This is a genomic window from Allobosea sp. BE125, from assembly GCF_031456075.1.
Taxonomy (GTDB): Bacteria; Pseudomonadota; Alphaproteobacteria; order Rhizobiales; family Beijerinckiaceae; genus Allobosea.
This window is the reverse complement of sequence record NZ_JAVDTY010000004.1, coordinates 415,372-432,104: the sequence shown is the minus strand read 5'-3', so window position 1 is coordinate 432,104 and position 16,733 is coordinate 415,372. Positions and strand designations below refer to the sequence as shown.

Annotated in this window: 17 protein-coding genes; 15 read left to right on the top strand and 2 right to left on the bottom strand. The window is 66.7% G+C overall.

Going from position 1 to position 16,733, the window contains the following annotated elements; translation table 11 throughout:
* Positions 1-43 precede the first annotated feature (43 nt).
* The 11 genes from xdhC to J2Y55_RS12740 all read left to right on the top strand — a co-directional run bounded on the left by xdhC (position 44) and on the right by J2Y55_RS12740 (position 11,572).
* The gene (gene xdhC / locus J2Y55_RS12790; protein WP_310153236.1) at positions 44-886 is read left to right on the top strand and encodes a xanthine dehydrogenase accessory protein XdhC; all 843 of its coding nucleotides are present in this window, start codon (positions 44-46) and stop codon (positions 884-886) included.
* The gene (locus tag J2Y55_RS12785; protein WP_310153234.1) at positions 870-2,426 is read left to right on the top strand and encodes an ABC transporter ATP-binding protein; all 1,557 of its coding nucleotides are present in this window, start codon (positions 870-872) and stop codon (positions 2,424-2,426) included. The genes xdhC and J2Y55_RS12785 overlap by 17 nt, the downstream gene beginning before the upstream one ends.
* Positions 2,419-3,483: an ABC transporter permease gene (locus J2Y55_RS12780; protein WP_310153233.1), complete on the top strand. Its 1,065-nt coding sequence runs from the start codon at positions 2,419-2,421 to the stop codon at positions 3,481-3,483. Before J2Y55_RS12785 ends, J2Y55_RS12780 begins: the two co-directional genes overlap by 8 nt.
* Before the next feature lie 277 nt (positions 3,484-3,760).
* Positions 3,761-4,684, top strand: coding sequence for an ABC transporter permease (locus J2Y55_RS12775; RefSeq protein ID WP_310153231.1), 924 nt, complete (start codon positions 3,761-3,763; stop codon positions 4,682-4,684).
* A 31-nt stretch (positions 4,685-4,715) separates the two neighbouring features.
* On the top strand, positions 4,716-5,798 hold the full coding sequence (locus J2Y55_RS12770) for a BMP family ABC transporter substrate-binding protein (RefSeq protein ID WP_310153229.1): 1,083 nt from the start codon (positions 4,716-4,718) through the stop codon (positions 5,796-5,798).
* 252 nt (positions 5,799-6,050) lie between these two features.
* The gene (locus J2Y55_RS12765; protein WP_310153227.1) at positions 6,051-7,220 is read left to right on the top strand and encodes an ABC transporter substrate-binding protein; all 1,170 of its coding nucleotides are present in this window, start codon (positions 6,051-6,053) and stop codon (positions 7,218-7,220) included.
* Between the two features lie 262 nt (positions 7,221-7,482).
* Positions 7,483-8,409 (top strand): branched-chain amino acid ABC transporter permease, encoded by a 927-nt coding sequence (locus tag J2Y55_RS12760; protein ID WP_310153224.1) that lies wholly within the window; start codon positions 7,483-7,485, stop codon positions 8,407-8,409.
* Positions 8,406-9,410 (top strand): branched-chain amino acid ABC transporter permease, encoded by a 1,005-nt coding sequence (locus tag J2Y55_RS12755; RefSeq protein WP_310153223.1) that lies wholly within the window; start codon positions 8,406-8,408, stop codon positions 9,408-9,410. Before J2Y55_RS12760 ends, J2Y55_RS12755 begins: the two co-directional genes overlap by 4 nt.
* Complete coding sequence (locus J2Y55_RS12750; RefSeq protein WP_310153221.1) at positions 9,403-10,152, top strand: ABC transporter ATP-binding protein; 750 nt, start codon at positions 9,403-9,405, stop codon at positions 10,150-10,152. The genes J2Y55_RS12755 and J2Y55_RS12750 overlap by 8 nt, the downstream gene beginning before the upstream one ends.
* 133 nt (positions 10,153-10,285) lie before the next feature.
* Positions 10,286-10,984, top strand: a complete 699-nt coding sequence (locus J2Y55_RS12745) for an ABC transporter ATP-binding protein (RefSeq protein ID WP_310153218.1) — start codon at positions 10,286-10,288, stop codon at positions 10,982-10,984.
* Positions 10,985-11,113: 129 nt separating this feature from the next.
* The gene (locus J2Y55_RS12740; protein WP_310153217.1) at positions 11,114-11,572 is read left to right on the top strand and encodes a cupin domain-containing protein; all 459 of its coding nucleotides are present in this window, start codon (positions 11,114-11,116) and stop codon (positions 11,570-11,572) included.
* A 163-nt stretch (positions 11,573-11,735) separates the two neighbouring features.
* On the opposite strand, the gene J2Y55_RS12735 is transcribed toward J2Y55_RS12740, so the two are convergent.
* The gene (locus tag J2Y55_RS12735) at positions 11,736-12,098 is read right to left on the bottom strand and encodes a tudor domain-containing protein (protein ID WP_310153215.1); all 363 of its coding nucleotides are present in this window, start codon (positions 12,096-12,098) and stop codon (positions 11,736-11,738) included.
* A gap of 190 nt (positions 12,099-12,288) precedes the next feature.
* Here J2Y55_RS12735 and J2Y55_RS12730 point away from each other — a divergent pair, with 190 nt between their 5' ends.
* On the top strand, positions 12,289-12,600 hold the full coding sequence (locus tag J2Y55_RS12730) for a PilZ domain-containing protein (RefSeq protein ID WP_310153213.1): 312 nt from the start codon (positions 12,289-12,291) through the stop codon (positions 12,598-12,600).
* Here J2Y55_RS12730 and J2Y55_RS12725 read toward each other — a convergent pair whose 3' ends face one another.
* The gene (locus J2Y55_RS12725; RefSeq protein WP_310153210.1) at positions 12,601-13,845 is read right to left on the bottom strand and encodes a flavin-dependent oxidoreductase; all 1,245 of its coding nucleotides are present in this window, start codon (positions 13,843-13,845) and stop codon (positions 12,601-12,603) included.
* Here J2Y55_RS12725 and J2Y55_RS12720 point away from each other — a divergent pair.
* The 3 genes from J2Y55_RS12720 (at position 13,793) to J2Y55_RS12710 (ending at position 16,731) form a co-directional block, all read left to right on the top strand.
* Entirely contained in the window at positions 13,793-14,407 is a 615-nt protein-coding gene (locus J2Y55_RS12720) for an HU family DNA-binding protein (protein WP_310153206.1), read from the top strand. The genes J2Y55_RS12725 and J2Y55_RS12720 overlap by 53 nt on opposite strands.
* Before the next feature lie 268 nt (positions 14,408-14,675).
* Complete coding sequence (locus J2Y55_RS12715; protein ID WP_310153203.1) at positions 14,676-15,851, top strand: vWA domain-containing protein; 1,176 nt, start codon at positions 14,676-14,678, stop codon at positions 15,849-15,851.
* 277 nt (positions 15,852-16,128) lie between these two features.
* Positions 16,129-16,731 carry a hypothetical protein gene (locus J2Y55_RS12710; RefSeq protein WP_310153200.1) on the top strand — a complete coding sequence of 201 codons (603 nt, stop codon included), beginning with the start codon at positions 16,129-16,131 and terminating at the stop codon, positions 16,729-16,731.
* The last annotated feature ends 2 nt before the right edge of the window (positions 16,732-16,733 follow it).

The window sequence follows — 16,733 nt, the reverse complement described above, 5'->3', positions numbered from 1 at the left end:
GGGGTTCCCCGCGCCTCGCCATCGCCAGGACGGAGGGCGCGATATGACCCTCTCCACCTTCCTCAGTGCTCACCGGCATGAAGGCGTCGTGCTGGTGCGGATCGAAGCCGCCTCGGGCTCGACCCCGCGCGAGGCCGGCGCGACCATGGCCGTCAGCGCCCGCGCCACCGCCGGCACCATCGGCGGCGGGCAGCTCGAATTCCACTGCATCGACATCGCGCGCGAGATGCTGACCGAGGGCGCAGCGCAGCGCGCGCTCGACATCCCGCTCGGCCCGCAAATGGGCCAATGCTGCGGCGGGCGGGTGCAGGTCGCGCTGAAGCCTGCGACGGCGGCCGATCTCGCCAGGCTCACTGCCAGCGAGAAGGCCGACGCAGTTCTGAGGCCCTCCGTCCTCCTGTTCGGCGCCGGCCATACCGGCCGGGCGCTTGCCCTGGCGCTCGCTCCCCTGCCCGTCGCCACCTCGTTGATCGACGACCGCGACGGCGTCATGGATGGCCTGCCGTCGGCAATCACCTGCATCAGAATGGCCGATCCCGTCACAGCGATCGAGGCGGCGAAGCCTGGCAGCGCTTTCGTGATCCTGACCCATAGCCACGCGCTGGATTATCGCCTGACGGAAGCGGCTCTGGCACGCAGCGACGGGGCTTACGTCGGCATGATCGGCTCGGCGACGAAGCGGGCGCGTTTCGAGTCCAGCTTTCTGCGGGCCGGCGGGAGACACGAAGCGCTGTCCCGCCTCACCTGCCCGATCGGCGGTTGCGATGTGGACGACAAGCGCCCGGAGGTGATCGCGGCCTTGACGGCGGCCGAGCTGGTGCGTTGCTTGCTTGGCCACCGGCAGCCGGCGAAGGGGAGACGGGCCAGACATGAACCAGCCGCGTGAGCAGGAGGTGCCGCCGCGGCTGGTGCTCGCCCATATCTCCAAGAGCTTTCCCGGCGTGAAGGCGAATGAGGATATCAGCCTCAGCGTCCGTCCCGGCGAGATCCACGCACTGCTGGGCGAGAACGGCGCCGGCAAATCGACCCTGGTCAAGATCATCTACGGCGTCCAGCACGCCGATGAGGGCACGATCGCCTGGAATGGCGAGACCGTCTCGATCCCCTCCCCCAAGGCGGCGCGCCGGCTCGGCATCGGCATGGTGTTCCAGCATTTCTCGCTGTTCGACGCGATGACGGTGATCGAGAACATCGCGCTCGGCCTCGACGAGGCGGTCGATCGCGAGGTGCTGAAGGCCCGCGTCGCCGCGATCCTCGAGAGCTACTCGCTGCCGCTCGACCCCGAGCGCGCGGTGCATACGCTGTCTGTCGGCGAGCGCCAGCGCATCGAGATCGTGCGCTGTCTGCTGCAGAAGCCGAAGCTGCTGATCATGGACGAGCCGACCTCGGTGCTGACGCCGCAGGAGGTCGAGCGGCTGTTCGAGACCTTGCGCCAGATCGCCTCCGAAGGCTGTGCGATCCTCTACATCTCGCACAAGCTGCATGAGATCAAAGCGCTCTGCGAGGCCGCGACGATCCTGCGGGGCGGCCGGGTCGTGGCAACCTGCGACCCCAAGCTCGAAAGCACCAAGCGCATGGCCGAGCTGATGATCGGCGCGGAATTGCGCCAGATCGAGCACAAGCCCGGCGCTGGCACGGGCGAAGTGCGGCTCAGCGTCCAAGGCCTGTCGCTGGCGGGCGAGCCGCCCTTCGGCACCGATCTCGAAGCGGTCTCCTTCGAGGCGCGCGCCGGCGAGATCCTCGGTATCGCCGGCGTCGCCGGGAACGGCCAGTCGGAGCTGCTGACCGCGCTCTCGGGCGAACGGCTGGCGGCCGCCTCAGACGCCATTCGGCTCGATGGCAGGCCGATCGGCCTGGAGGGCGCAGGTGCGCGCCGGGCGGCCGGCCTCGCCTGCGTGCCCGAGGAACGCAACGGCCATGCCGCCGTGCCGGATTTCTCGCTCGCCGACAACAGCATCCTGACCGCGCGCCACCGCCTGCCGCTCGCCCCGCTCGGTTTCGTCGCGCGCGGCGATGTGCTGCGCTTCGCCCAGAGCGTGATCCAGCGCTTCGACGTGCGCACCACCGGCCCCGGCGCGCTGGCGCGTTCGCTTTCAGGCGGGAACCTGCAGAAATTCATCATGGGTCGCGAGATCGGCCAGCAGCCGGCCGTGCTCGTGGTCTCGCAACCGACCTGGGGCGTCGATGCGGGTGCTGCCGCCGCGATCCGGCAGGAGCTGGTCGATCTCGCCGCCAAGGGCTCGGCCGTGGTGGTGATCTCGCAGGATCTCGACGAACTGCTCGAACTCGCCGACCGGCTCTGCGTGCTCAATGAAGGCAGGCTGTCGGCCCCGCGCGCCATTGCGAGCCTCGGCATCGACGAGATCGGCCTGATGATGGGCGGCGTGCATGGCGCCGGCGAAAGCACGGGAGCGACCCATGCTTGAATGGCGCCGCCGCCGCGAGCCGAGCTCGCCCATGCTCTGGCTGAGCCCGCTGATCGCGGTCCTGCTCACCATGCTGATCGGCATGATCGTCTTCACCGCGATGGGCTATGACGGTTTCCACGCCGTGCGCGACATCTTCCTGACGCCGTTCCTGGAGCAGCAGCGCTGGCCCGATCTCGGCGTCAAGGCCGCGCCGCTGGTGATGATCGCGCTCGGGCTTGCCATCGGCTTCCGCGCCAATGTCTGGAATATCGGGGCAGAGGGGCAATACGTCATGGGCGCGATCGCCGGCACCGGCGTGGCGCTGGCGACCTACGACATGACGGGATGGTGGATCCTGCCCGCCATGGCGCTCGCCGGCATCCTTGGCGGCATGGCCTGGGCGGCAATCCCCGCCTTCCTGCGCGTGAAACTCGGGGTCAGCGAGATCCTGACCAGCCTGATGCTGACCTATGTCGCGGTGCAGGGCCTGTATTATCTCGTACGCGGCCCCTGGAAGGACCCGGACGGCTTCAATTTCCCGCAGACGCGGATGTTCACGCCCGACCAGACGCTGCCCGCGATGGCGGAAGGTTCGCTCATCCATCTCGGCATCCCGCTCGCCCTCGTCATCGCCGTCATCGCCTGGCTGGTCATGGAAAAGACGACAGCGGGCTATGCGGTGAAGGTCGTGGGACTTGCTCCGGCCGCCGCGCGCCATGGCGGTTTCAGCGCCGACGCGGTGACCTGGGCGACGCTGCTCGCAGGTGGCGGGCTTGCGGGCCTTGCCGGCCTGTTCGAGGCGGCCGGGCCCTTCGGCCAGCTCACCCCGCAATTCCCGACCGGCTACGGCTTCACCGCGATCATCGTCGCGTTCCTGGGGCGGCTGAACCCGCTCGGCATCGTCTTTGGCGGCATCGTGCTGGCGGCGACCTATGTCGGCGGCGAGATCGCGCAGACGACGGTCAAGCTGCCGCAGGCCGCGACCGGCATGTTCCAGGCGCTGCTGCTGTTCATGCTGCTCGCGACCGACGTGCTGGTGCGCTACCGGATCGGCTGGAAGGTGCGGGCGGTATGACGAAACGTGCTCCCGCTAACCTCTGTCATTCCGGGGCGGCCCGCGGGGCCGAACCCGGAACCCACGACCGGGCGAGACGGATGGGCGCGGGATCCCCTCTCCAGGATGGGAGAGGGGTAGGGGTGAGGGCCCGCCCTCATCGAATGAGGCAGATGATATCCGCGGCACCGGCTGCGATCGTTGTGCTCAGGTGTTTTCGCGCACACCCTCACCCCTGCCCCTCTCCCATCCGGGAGAGGGGTTCCCCGCGCCCGTTCGTTAAGACCTGTAGTTCGCCATGACCTCCGCCATCCTTGTCTCGATCCTGATGACCCTGGTCGCCGCCTCGACGCCGATCCTGCTGGCGGCGCTGGGCGAGCTCGTCGTCGAGAAGGCGGGTGTGCTCAATCTCGGCGTCGAGGGCATGATGCTCACCGGCGCGGTGGCGGGCTTCGCCGTCGCCTACAGCAGCGGCAGCACGACGCTCGGGCTTGTCGCGGCGGTCGTGGCCGGCGTCGCCACCGCGATGATCTTCGCCGTGCTGACGCTCTCCCTCACCGCCAACCAGGTCGCGACGGGGCTGGCGCTGACGATCTTCGGCATCGGCGCCTCCTCGCTGATCGGGGCAGGCTTCGTCGGGCGCACCATCACGCGGCTGGGGCCGGTCTTTCCCGAGGCGCTGTCGGGCCATCCGATCCTGCGCGCGGTCTTCGGCCACGACATCGTCGTCTATCTCTCGCTCGCGCTGGTGCTGGCGGTCAGCCTGTTCCTGCGCAGGACGCGCCCCGGCCTGATCCTGCGCGCCGTCGGCGAGAACGACGCCTCTGCCCATGCCATCGGCTACCCTGTCATCGCCATCCGCTATGGCGCGATCGCCTTCGGCGGGGCGCTGGCCGGCCTGGGCGGGGCCTATTTCTCGCTGGCCTTGACGCCGATGTGGGCCGACCGCCTGACCGCCGGGCGCGGCTGGATCGCGCTCGCGCTCGTCGTCTTCGCCGCCTGGCGGCCCGGGCGATTGCTGCTGGGGGCCTATCTGTTCGGAGCGGTGATGACGCTCGAATTGCAGGCCAAGGCGGCCGGCATCACCTGGCTCGCGCCGGAGCTTCTGGCGATGGCCCCCTACCTTGCGACAATTGCCGTTCTGACCATGATGTCGCTAGGACGAAAGACCGGCCGGCTCGATGCTCCGGCCTGCCTCGGCAAGCCATTCTCGGCGTCGTGACGCCGCAAACCATAAACGGGGAGACCACATCATGACCTCCATCATCACGCGCCGCAGGTTCAATTTCGGCGCGGGCGCCGCTGCCGCGACCCTGCCGCTGATCGGCGGGCAGGCTTCGGCACAGGCCCCGCTCGGCGTCGGCTTCATCTATGTCGGCCCGGTCGGCGACCATGGCTGGACCTGGACGCATGACCAGGGTCGCAAGGCGCTGGAGAAGGAGTTCGGTGACAAGATCAAGACCAGCTTCATCGAGAACGTCGCCGAGGGGCCCGACGCCGCGCGCGCCATCCGCCAGCTCGCCCAGGCCGGCAACCGGATCATCTTCACCACCTCCTTCGGCTTCATGAACCCGACGATCCAGGTGGCCAAGCAGTTCCCGAAGATCCATTTCGAGCACGCGACCGGCTATCAGCGCGCCGAGAACGTCGCGACCTACAACGCCCGCTTCTATGAGGGCCGGGCCGTGATCGGCACCATCGCCGGGCATATGTCGAAGACCGGCCAGGCCGGCTACATCGCCTCCTTCCCAATTCCGGAAGTGGTGATGGGCATCAACGCCTTCACGCTGGCCGCCCGCAAGGTGAATCCGAACTTCAAGACCAAGGTGATCTGGGCCTCGACCTGGTACGACCCGGCCAAGGAGGCCGACGCCGCCAAGGCGCTGATCGACCAGGGCGCCGACATGATCACCCAGCACACCGACTCGGCAGCCGCCCTGCAGGCGGCCGAGCAGCGCGGCGTCTTCGCCTTCGGCCAGGCCTCGGACATGAAGGCCTTCGCGCCCAAGGCGCATCTCTCGGCGATCGTCGACGACTGGTCGGGCTACTACATCAAGCGCGTCAAGGAGGTCATGGACGGCAGCTGGAAATCCGGCGACGTCTGGGGCGGCATCAAGGACGGCTTCGTCAAGCTCGCGCCCTATAACGACGCGGTGACGCCGGCGGCGCGTGCCGCGGCCGACGAGGTCCAGAAGGGCATCGTCGCGGGCACGCTGCACCCCTTCACCGGCGAATTGAAGGATCTCAAGGGCGAGGTCCGGGTCAAGGCCGGCGAGAAGGCCTCCGACGAGGTGCTGTCGAAGATGGACTGGTATGTCGACGGCGTGCAGGCGTGAGGGTCGACGCTCGTCATGGTCGGGCTTGACCCGACCATCTCGGAAACCAGTGTCTTCTGGTCCAGAGCTTCTCGGGTCTGCGCTTCGCTTCGCCCGAGAATGACGCCGCGATTGGCGACCCGAAAATTCTTCGCCCTGAACCCCTTGCAGATATTTTAAGCTTGAAACAATATGCCTTCGTCGCGCGGTGGAGAGGGTGAGGGTCCCCTGCCGCGCCGTCGCTTTCTCGTTCGTCCCGGGAGGACATCGGACATGACACTCAAATTCGCGTTCTCGCTCAGCGTCGGCTTGCTGGCGCTCGGCGCGGCCAGCGCCCAAGCGCAGGAGCCGATCAAGATCGGCGTCGTCAGCGTACTGACCGGCCCGGCGGCCGCGCTCGGCCAGCAGGTCCGCGACGGCTTCCAGCTCGCAGTCGACCAGAAGGGCGGCAAGCTCGGCGGCGTGCCGGTGCAGATCACCGTCATCGACGACGAGCTCAAGCCTGATGTCGCGGTCGGCAAGGTCAAGGCCTTCGTCGACAGCGGCAAGGTCGATTTCGTCGTCGGCCCGGTGTTCTCGAACATTCTCGGCGCCATCGCCAAACCCGTGCTCGATTCCGGCGCCTTCCTGATCAGCCCCAATGCCGGCCCCTCGACCATGGCCGGCAAGGCCTGCAACCAGAACTTCTTCGTCACCTCCTATCAGAACGACCAGGTCCATGAGGTGCTGGGCAAATACGCGCAGGACCAAGGCTACAAGCGCGCCTATATCATCGCGCCGAACTATCAGGCCGGGAAGGACTCGCTCGCCGGCTTCAAGAACTACTTCAAGGGCGAGATCGTCGACGAGGTCTACGCGCCCCTGACCTCGATGGACTTCGCCTCCGACCTCGCCAAGATCGCCTCGACCAAGCCCGACGTCGTCTTCGCCTTCCTGCCCGGCGGCCTCGGCGTCAATTTCGTCAAGCAGTGGTCGCAGGCCGGCCTCCAGGGCAAGATCCCGTTCCTCTCGGCCTTCACCGTCGACGAATCGACGCTGCCGGCACAGCAGGACGCGGCGGTCGGCCTGTTCGGCGGCATGACCTGGGCGCCGAACATGGACAATCCGCAGACCAAGGCCTTCGTCAGCGCCTATGAGGCGGCCTACAAGATCGTGCCCGGCTCCTATGCCCAGCAGGCCTATGACGCCGCGCTGCTGATCGATTCCGCCGTCAAGGCGACTGGCGGCACCGCTGACAAGGACAAGCTGCGCGCCGCGATCAAGAAGGCCGACTTCACCTCGCTGCGCGGCAAGTTCAAGTTCAACACCAATGGCTACCCGATCCAGGACTTCTACCTGGTCAAGGTCGCCAAGCGCCCGGACGGGAAGTTCCAGACCGAGATCGCCCAGAAGGTGTTCACGGATTACGCCGACCCGCATGCCAAGGATTGCGCGCTTAAATAAGGCGACAGGACCTCGGGGAACCCCTCTCCTGCATCGAAGTCGGGTCTACCCGACTTCGACACTCTGAGTGCCGATCTCAGGCAAGCCCGAGATCGGTGAGAGGGGCAGGGGTGAGGTGGAGGCCGCTGGACCAGTGAGGTGAAAACCTAACGGCGGCTACGGTTAGCTCACGGCCCCGGTGTCCAACGGCCTACCCCTCACCCTGCCCTCTCCCTCCGGGAGAGGGTTCCCCGCGCCCTTCCGGCATCGTCGCGGTTGACCCATGACCACCAGCCTCATCATCGTCCAGATCCTCAACGGGCTCCAGTTCGGCATCCTGCTGTTCCTGGTCGCGGCGGGGCTGACGCTCGTCTTCGGGGTGATGGACTTCATCAACCTGGCGCATGGCGTGCAGTACATGCTCGGCGCCTATCTCGCCGTGACCTTTGTCGCGCTGACCGGCAATTTCGTGCTCGGCCTGGCGCTGGCGCTGGCGGCTGCGCTGCTGATCGGGCTCGCGCTCGAATTCCTGGTCTTCCGCCATCTCTATGAGCGCGACCATCTCGACCAGGTGCTCGCCACCTTCGGGCTGATCCTGCTGCTCAACCAGGGCGTCAAGATCATCTGGGGCGCGGCCCCGCTCTCGGTGCCGGTGCCGGAATTCCTGACCGGCTCGGTCCGGCTGATGGATGGCATCCTCTACCCCGTCTACCGTTTCGCGCTGATCGGATCGGGACTCGCAGTCGGCGGGCTGCTCTGGTTCATCGTCGAGAAGACGCGCACCGGCATGCTGCTGCGGGCCGGCGCCTCCAACGCCTTGATGGTCTCGGCGCTCGGCGTCGACATCCGCAAGCTGTTCATGGTGGTCTTCGCCTTCGGGACCATGCTCGCGGGCTTTGCCGGCGCCATGGCGGCCCCCATCCTCTCGGTCGAGCCCGGCATGGGCGACACGGTGCTGATCCTCGCCTTCGTCGTCATCGTGGTCGGCGGCATCGGTTCGATCCGCGGGGCGTTCGTGGGCGCCTTGATCGTCGGCCTCGTCGACACGCTCGGCCGCTCCTTCATGAACGACCTCTTGCGCCTGTTCATGAGCGCGCCTTCGGCACGGGCGACGGGAGCGGCGCTGTCCTCGATGCTGATCTACCTCGTCATGGCGATCGTGCTGTTCGTCCGGCCCGAGGGCCTGCTGCCGGCCAAGGGCCGCTCATGAGCGTGGCGCCCACCCTTGCCGAGGCCACCCTGCCGGCCGCGCCGCCGCGCCGGCGGCCGATCATTGCCATCGTGCTGTTCCTGGCGCTGGCCACCATGCCGCTTGCGGTCTCGCTCGGCTTGCCCGCGCATTGGCTGACGCTGGTGACGCGCGCGATGATCTTCGCCATCGCCGCGCTCTCGCTCGATCTCATCCTCGGCGTCGGCGGGCTGGTCTCCTTCGGCCATGCCGCCTTCATCGGCATCGGCGCCTATGTGACCGGGATCATGATCACCGAGGGGCGAAGCGAGGCGCTCTTGATCCTGCCGGTCATTCTCGCAGCCTGCGCGCTTTTTGCGGCGATCACCGGCGCCGTCTCGCTGCGGACGCGCGGCGTCGCCTTCATCATGATCACGCTCGCCTTCGGCCAGATGGCCTATTTCCTGGCGCAGGCGCTCTCGGCCTATGGCGGCGATGACGGGCTGACGCTCTATGAGCGCAGCACGCTCGCCGGCTTCAAGCCCTTCGCCAACCGGACATCCTTCTTCTACGTCGTGCTGGCGACGCTGGTCGGTTGCTACGCGCTGATCAGCACCATCGTCGCCTCGCGCTTCGGCCGGGCCTTGCGTGCCGCACGCGAGAACGCGACGCGAGTCACCGTGACCGGCTACGATGTCGGCCGCATCCGCCTGATCGCCTATGTCATCTCGGGCATGATCGCGGGCCTCTCCGGCTTCTTCCTCGCCAATCAGACCGATTTCGTCAGCCCCGCCTTCATCTCCTGGCAGCGCTCGGGCGAGCTCATCTTCATGGTGGTGCTCGGCGGCGTCGGAAGCCTGCATGGCGCGATCATCGGCGCGCTGGCCTATCTCTTCGCCGAGGACGTGCTGTCCGGCTGGACCGAGCATTGGCGAGTGATCTTCGGCCCCCTGATCGTGCTCTTCGTGCTGTTCACGCGCGGCGGCCTGGTCGGCATCATCGGCAAGCTCACCAGCAAATTTGGGAGCAAGCGCGATGACTGAGCCGGTGCTCGCGCTCAGCGGCGTCAGGAAGGCCTTCGGGGCGCTCAAGGTCACCGACGGGGTCGATCTTGCGCTCGCGCCCGGCGAACTACACGCGCTGATCGGCCCCAACGGCGCCGGCAAGACCACGCTCGTCCACCAGATTTCCGGCATGCTGCGGCCCGACGCCGGCAGCATCCGCTTTCGCGGCGCCGACATCACCAGTCTCACGCCCGAGACGCGCGCGCGCGCCGGCCTCGCCCGGACCTTCCAGATCACCTCGACCATCGCCTCGCTCTCGGTGCTGGAGAATGTCGCGCTCAGCGTGCAGGCGCGCGCCAGCCATCCGCTCGCACTCTTCCGCAATGCGGCCCGCGACGAGGCGCTGAACCGGCCCGCCTGGGCGGCGATCGAAGCCGTCGGGCTCACCGAGCGCGCCCATATGCTGGCGCGCCGCCTGTCCCATGGCGAGAAGCGCGCGCTCGAGATCGCCATGGCGCTGACGCTGGAGCCCGCCGCGATCCTGCTCGACGAGCCGCTCGCCGGCGTCGGCCGCGAGGAAGGCGAACGCCTGATCGCCTTGCTCAGGAGCCTCAAGGGGCGCTACGCCATGCTCCTGGTCGAGCACGATATGGAGGCCGTATTCGCGCTCGCCGACACGGTCAGCGTGCTGGTCTACGGCCGCGTCATCGCCTCCGGCGACCCGGCGACGGTGCGAGCCGACCCCGCCGTGCGTGAAGCCTATCTCGGCGAGGAGGGGTGATAGTGTCCAACGGCCTCCACCGTCATTGCGAGCGCAGCGAAGCAATCCAGAAGGTTCCGTTCGACGGCCCCTGGATTGCTTCGTCGCTGACGCTCCTCGCAATGACGGGCTTCCGTCTTCGCGGGAGGCTGCCATGCTGACCGTCGAAAACCTCGATGCCGGCTATGGCGAGGCGCAGATCCTGTTCGGGATCGACCTCACCATCGGCGAAGGCGAGGTGGTGACGCTGCTCGGCCGCAACGGCATGGGCAAGACCACGACGATCCGCGCGATCATGGGCCTGATCCCGCCGAAAGCCGGGCGGATCAGCGTGGCGGGCCGCGACCTCACCGGCGCCGCCCCGTTCAAGATCGCGCAGGCCGGCATCGGGCTGGTGCCGGAAGGCCGGCAGATCTTCCCGACGCTCTCGGTCGAGGAGAACCTGGTCGCCACCGCCGCCAGCCGCTTCGGCAAAGCGCGCTGGGACATCGGTCGAATCTATGATTTCTTCCCGCGGCTCAGGGAGCGCCGCACCAATCGCGGCAACCAGCTGTCCGGCGGCGAGCAGCAGATGCTGGCGATCGGCCGGGCGCTGATGACCAACCCCAAGCTGATCATCCTGGACGAGGCGACCGAGGGCCTCGCCCCGATCATCCGGCAGGAGATCTGGTCCTGCCTGACGGCGCTGAAGGCCGAGGGCGAATCCATTCTGGTGATCGACAAGAATGTCGACGCGCTGGCGAAATTCGCCGACCGGCATGTCGTGCTGGAAAAAGGCCGCATCGTCTGGCGCGGCTCAAGCGACGATTTGCGCAACGACAGCGCGGTCAAGGACCGCTTCCTGCATTTTTGAGAGACACGACCTCATGCCGTCATTGCGAGTGCAACGAAGCAATCCATGGGGAGCACCGCCACCCCTGGATTGCTTCGTCGCTTCGCTCCTCGCAATGACGGAGTCGTTTCCTGAAAGGAGAACCATCCCATGAAACCGCTGACCGCCGGCGTGACCAAGGCCAATGAGGGCATCGACGCTATCTCGTGGAACATCCTGGGCCAGACCTATGTGCCCAAGACGCTGAGCGAGGATTCGTTCTCCTGGCATGCCACCTTCCCGCCCGGCACCTTCGTGCCGCCCCATATCCACCCGACACAGGACGAGTTCATCTATCTGCTCGAAGGCCGGCTCGACCTCGTGCTCGATGGGCAGGAGAGCTTCGCCAGCGCCGGCGACCTGATCCGGCTGCCGCGCAATGTCCCGCACGGGCTGTTCAACAAGAGCGAGGCGACAGTGAAATGCCTGTTCTGGGTCGCGCCGACCGGGCGGCTCTACGACCTGTTCTGGGCGATCCATTCGATGCCGCAGCAGAACCCGGCCGAGGTGGTGGCATTGTCAGCGAAATACGAGGTCGACTTCCTGCCGCCTCCACCCGAAGGCGCGTGAAGCCCGCAAGGCCGAGGCCAGCGGGCTTTCCACCAACGTCAGCTGTCTTTGCGAGCGCAGTGAAGCAATCCAGGGGGAGTGCGTGAGGCCCCTGGATTGCTTCGCCGGCTGCGCCGCCTCGCAATGACGATTCAAGCCGTGTGAAAAACGCTCTGGAAAGTCGTCAGCTCGAGCGGCAAAGCCCCGTCTTCGTGCGCTCCTTGTCGCCATCGTCATAGTCGATTGCGAGCGCGGTCCCGCCCAGCGAGGTGATCTTGCCCGGGAACCACTTGCCGCCGCCCTTGAAATTGCACTCGACGCGGCTGCCGATGGTCCAGTTGTAAGGACGCACGCTGGCGAGCGGGAGCGTTTCCCGATCACCATCGTCATACTGAATCGTCAGGCGGTCGCCCGAGACGCTCTGAAGCACGCCTGGAAACCAGTAGTTTCCGTTCTTGAAGCGCGCCAGCACCCAGTCGCCCGGGCTTTGCGCCTGGGCCGTGGCGACGCTGCCGAGCAGCGCCCCGATTACCAACCAGATCTTCATTTGATAGCCCCCCAGCGAAACGCCGTGTCGGAGCCTATAGCAGGCTCGCGCATCGGCAACGCTCCAGAGCGGCAATTTCCGCAGTTAATCTTAAGCCGCGGAATGACATGCGTCGCGTCCTACGCCGCGTCATTATCGTGGCAACCAACAGCCGGCGAAGTCTGGCTTCGTCCGGGAAGGGAGCCGCGCCATGAGGATTGAACGTCGTCAAACGCCGCGCAGCCGGGTCTATCGGGGTGCGAGCGTCGTCTTCAACGGCGGCCAGTCGGTACTCGAATGCACCCTGCGCAACTGGTCGGACACCGGCGCGCTGGTCCGCATGAGCGACTGGATCGCGCTGCCGAAAACATTCGAGATCGACAGCCCGGGCGAGAGCGTCCGCGTCCGGCAATGCTGGCGTCGCGGAGACGATGTCGGCGTCGCCTTCCTGACGCAAGGGGAATGCCAGCCGGTCGCGCCGATTTCGCTCGACGCCATACGAAAGCGGCGTCAGCTCGGCTGATCAGGCGCGCTTCAGCAGCTGTTCGGCAGCAAAGCCGGCCTTTCCGGCATAGGATTTCACGATCGCCTCGCGCTTGGCGTAGCTCAGCACGCGCTCCACATCATCGAAGCCATTGGGCGCCAGAGCCTCGACGGCATCGATGACGCGCTCGGGACCACCGACCCGATTCATCGCCACGATTTCGGCGGTGGCGGGCAGGCGGACCGCCTCATAGGCCGCGAGCGCATGGCGCGGATGCTCGGCACGGACCAGCAGATCGGCGAGGCAGCGCGCATCGAGGATCGCCTGCGAGGCGCCGTTCGAGCCGACCGGATACATCGGATGAGCGGCGTCGCCGAGCAGCGTGACGCGGCCATGGGTCCAACGCGGCAGCGGGTCGCGATCGCACATCGGATAATCCCAGAAGCCGGGCGAGGCCTGGATCAGCGCCATGATGTCGACGCCGGGCACGCTGAAGCGGCGCGCGAAGGGCAGCACGTCCTCGAGCCGGCCGGGCTTGGACCAGGCCTCCTTCGGCGGCGGCTTGGCCGGGTCGCCGGTGCGGATATTGACGACCCAGTTGGTCAGGCGCGTCTGCGGCGTCGCGCCTGATGCAATCGGGTAGAGCACCAGCTTGCCCGCCATGCCGCCGGCGATGATCATGCTCTCGCCATCGAGAAAGAGCGGCCAGTCGCAGGCGCCGCGCCACATCTGCACGCCATTCCAGCGCGGCGGCCCTTGATCGGGAAAATAATGGCCGCGCACGGTCGAATGGATGCCGTCGGCGGCGACCAGGATATCGGCGCGGGCCGTCTCGCCGCCCTCGCCGCGCCGGGAATCGGCGAAATGGGCGGTGACGCCGCCCTCATCCTGCTGGAAGCCCTGCAGGCGGCGGCCGGTGCGCAGCGCATCCGGCCCCAGTCGCGCCACCACCGCATCGCGGATCACGCCCTGCAGGCGGCCGCGATGGATCGAGAATTGCGGCACCGGAGCGCCGGCATGCAGGCCGCGCAATTCGCGCCAGACGGTCTGGCCGAAGCGGTTCATGTAGACGAGTTCACGCGTGCGGATCGCCACCGCGTCGAGGGCCGGCAGCAGCCCAAGCTCGGCGAGCTCGCGAATGGCATGCGGCAATGTGTTGATGCCGACGCCGACCTCGCGGATCTCCCCGGACTGCTCGTAGACGGTCGGCGTGAAGCCGCGTGCATGCAGCATGAGCGCCAGCGCCAAACCGCCGATCCCGCCCCCGACGATGATGACCTTCATGCCTGCCCGCCCCTGCCCGTGTAATTATTTTAAGCTTGAAATAACCAGCCCTGATTTGTCAATCGCACCGCGGCAGCGTCGGAATCGTACAACATTAGCCGCGCGAAGAGCGGAACGAAGCGGATTTCTGTGCGTATCTACGGCCGCGGCTGTCGTCTTTCGATTGCAGCTGTGTCAACTGGCGCCTTCGCGCGCCGCAAATTGCGGGAGCAACGATCCGTGGGAGCAACCCCGTACGAACGCTCGGCCTTGCGCGACGCTGTACAACCCCCTTCTCAAGGAGGAATTCATGACCAAGAATGAACTGATCGCCGCTATCGCCGATGAGACCGGCAAGACCAAGACCGACGTCTCGGCCGTCCTGGCCTCGCTGGGCGCGGTTGTCGCCAAGACCCTGAAGTCCGGCGATGACGTCACGCTGGGCGGAGTTGGCAAGCTCTCGGCCGCCAAGCGCGAGGCCCGCGAGGCCCGCAACCCTTCGACCGGCGCGATGATCAAGGTTCCGGCCAAGACGGTCGTCAAGTTCAAGGTGACCAAGGATCTCGCTGACGCCGTCGCGTGATCTCAATCACGTCGCATTCGGACGGTTCCGTCCGAATGCGACGTGATCGATTCTAAAAGCTTGAGAGCATTGCTCCAGCGAAAAACCGGTAGCCCGTTTTTCGCGCAATGCTCCGATCGCTTCCCTTCCCGTCATCCCGGACAAGCGGCGCAGCCGCCTGGGCCCGGGACGACGGCGGAGGGAACGATACTCGCCAGGCCATGGCGACCACAGCAGGATGTGCGCAAGAGCGGCTTGACCGCAGGCTCGCGCCCCGCACATTAGCCTGATGTTCCTCCGTCTTTTCACAGATCTGCGCGCTGCCAAGGTTCCCGTCACGCTGCGGGAGTACCTGGCGCTGCTGGAAGGCGTCGAGGCCAACCTCGCCGAGCACCGCGTCGAGGAGTTCTACTATCTCGCCCGGACCTGCCTGGTGAAGGACGAGCGCCATCTCGACCGCTTCGATCAGGTCTTCGCCCAGGTCTTCAAGGGCATGGAGACGCTTGGCCAAGCCATCGAGCAGACCGGCATTCCCGAGGAGTGGCTGCGCAAGCTCGCCGAGAAATACCTCACCGACGAGGAAAAGGCTGAGATCGAGGCGCTCGGCTGGGAGAAGCTCTGGGAGACGCTGAAGCAGCGGCTCGAGGAGCAGAAGGGCCGCCATCAGGGCGGCTCGAAATGGATCGGCACCGCCGGCACCTCGCCCTATGGCGCCTATGGCTATAACCCCGAAGGCGTCCGCATCGGCCAGGACAAGAACCGCAATTTCCGGGCGGTGAAGGTCTGGGACAAGCGCGAATTCAAGGATTTCGACGACACGCGCGAGCTTGGCGTGCGCAACCTGCGCATCGCGCTGCGCCGCCTGCGCAAATTCGCCCGCACCGGCGCGGCCGAGGAGCTCGACCTCGACTCAACGATCTCCGAAACCGCGCGGCACGGCTATCTCGACGTGAAATTGCGGCCCGAGCGGCGCAACGCCGTGAAGGTGCTGCTCTTCCTCGATGTCGGCGGCTCGATGGACTGGCATATCGAACTGGCCGAGGAGCTGTTTTCCGCAGCCCGCGCCGAGTTCAAGCATTTCGAGCATTTCTACTTCCACAACTGCCCCTATGAGCGGGTCTGGCGTGAGAATCGTCGCCGGCACGACCAGGTCATCCCGACCTGGGACATCCTGCGGACCTATCCGGCCGATTACCGCGTCGTCTTCGTCGGCGACGCCTCGATGAGCCCCTATGAGATCGCGATGCCGGGCGGCTCGGTCGAGCACTGGAACGAGGAGGCGGGCCAGGTCTGGCTGGAGCGATTGACCGGACGCTTCCAGAAATCGGTCTGGCTCAACCCCGTGCAGCCGCATCTGTGGAGCTACACCCAGTCGATCCGCCAGATCGGCGGGCTGATGGCAGGCCGCATGTTCCCGCTGACGCTGGACGGGCTGGATGGGGCGATGAAGGTACTGGCGCGCTGACAAGCGCCGGCTCCGGCCTCTGCTTGACGCCTTGTCTTGTTGACGCGTTGTCCTGGAACCGCGCCGTCATTCTGGCCGTAGCGAGGCGCAGCCCCGGGATCCGAAGCGCGTCATGGTCGGGCTTGCCCCGACCATCTCGTGATGGGGGAGCCTGCCTTCGCCGATGCCTCTTCCGGCATGAGATTCTCGGGGCAAGCCCGAGAATGACGCTCTACGATGAGCCCCGGGACGAGGCAGTGTTTCCATCGACAAGCCCGATGCTCTAAGGCTCGCGGCCATGCAGGCTCAACCCGACGACGACACCCCTCCCCCGGTCTGGCGCCAGCGCCCGAAGCCGATCGGCTTCGAGATCGCCTACAGGCTCGACGGCGACGTGCTGGAGATCGACACGACCCGCAAGGTCGATCGCGTCAGGCTGGCGGCAATCGAGCAGGTCCGCTTCTTCTACGCGCCCGGCAATATCAGCTCGAAGGGCTACAGGACGCAGCTGCGCCTCAGCGACGGCAAGAGCATCACCTTCGGCAACCTCTCCTGGCGCTCGCTGACCGATGTCGAGCGCGACGACGCCGGCTACCACGCCTTCGTCACGGCGCTCGCACGCGAGGTCCAGCGCGCCAACCCCAAGGCCCGTTTCGTCGCCGGCAAGCCCTTCGCGCTCTGGCTGGCGCTTGCGCTCGTCGGCGGGCTGTCCCTGCTGATGCTGGCCTATTTCACCGCGCGCGCCTTCCAGCAGGGCGCGTATGCGGCCGGCTGGCTCGGAGTGCTGCTGGCGGCAGCCTCGTACTGGCAGGTCGGGCCGATGATCAGGCTGAACCGGCCACGGGACCTGACACGCGGCGAGGTGCCCGACGAGCTGGTGCCAGGTCGCGTCCGTGCCTGAAA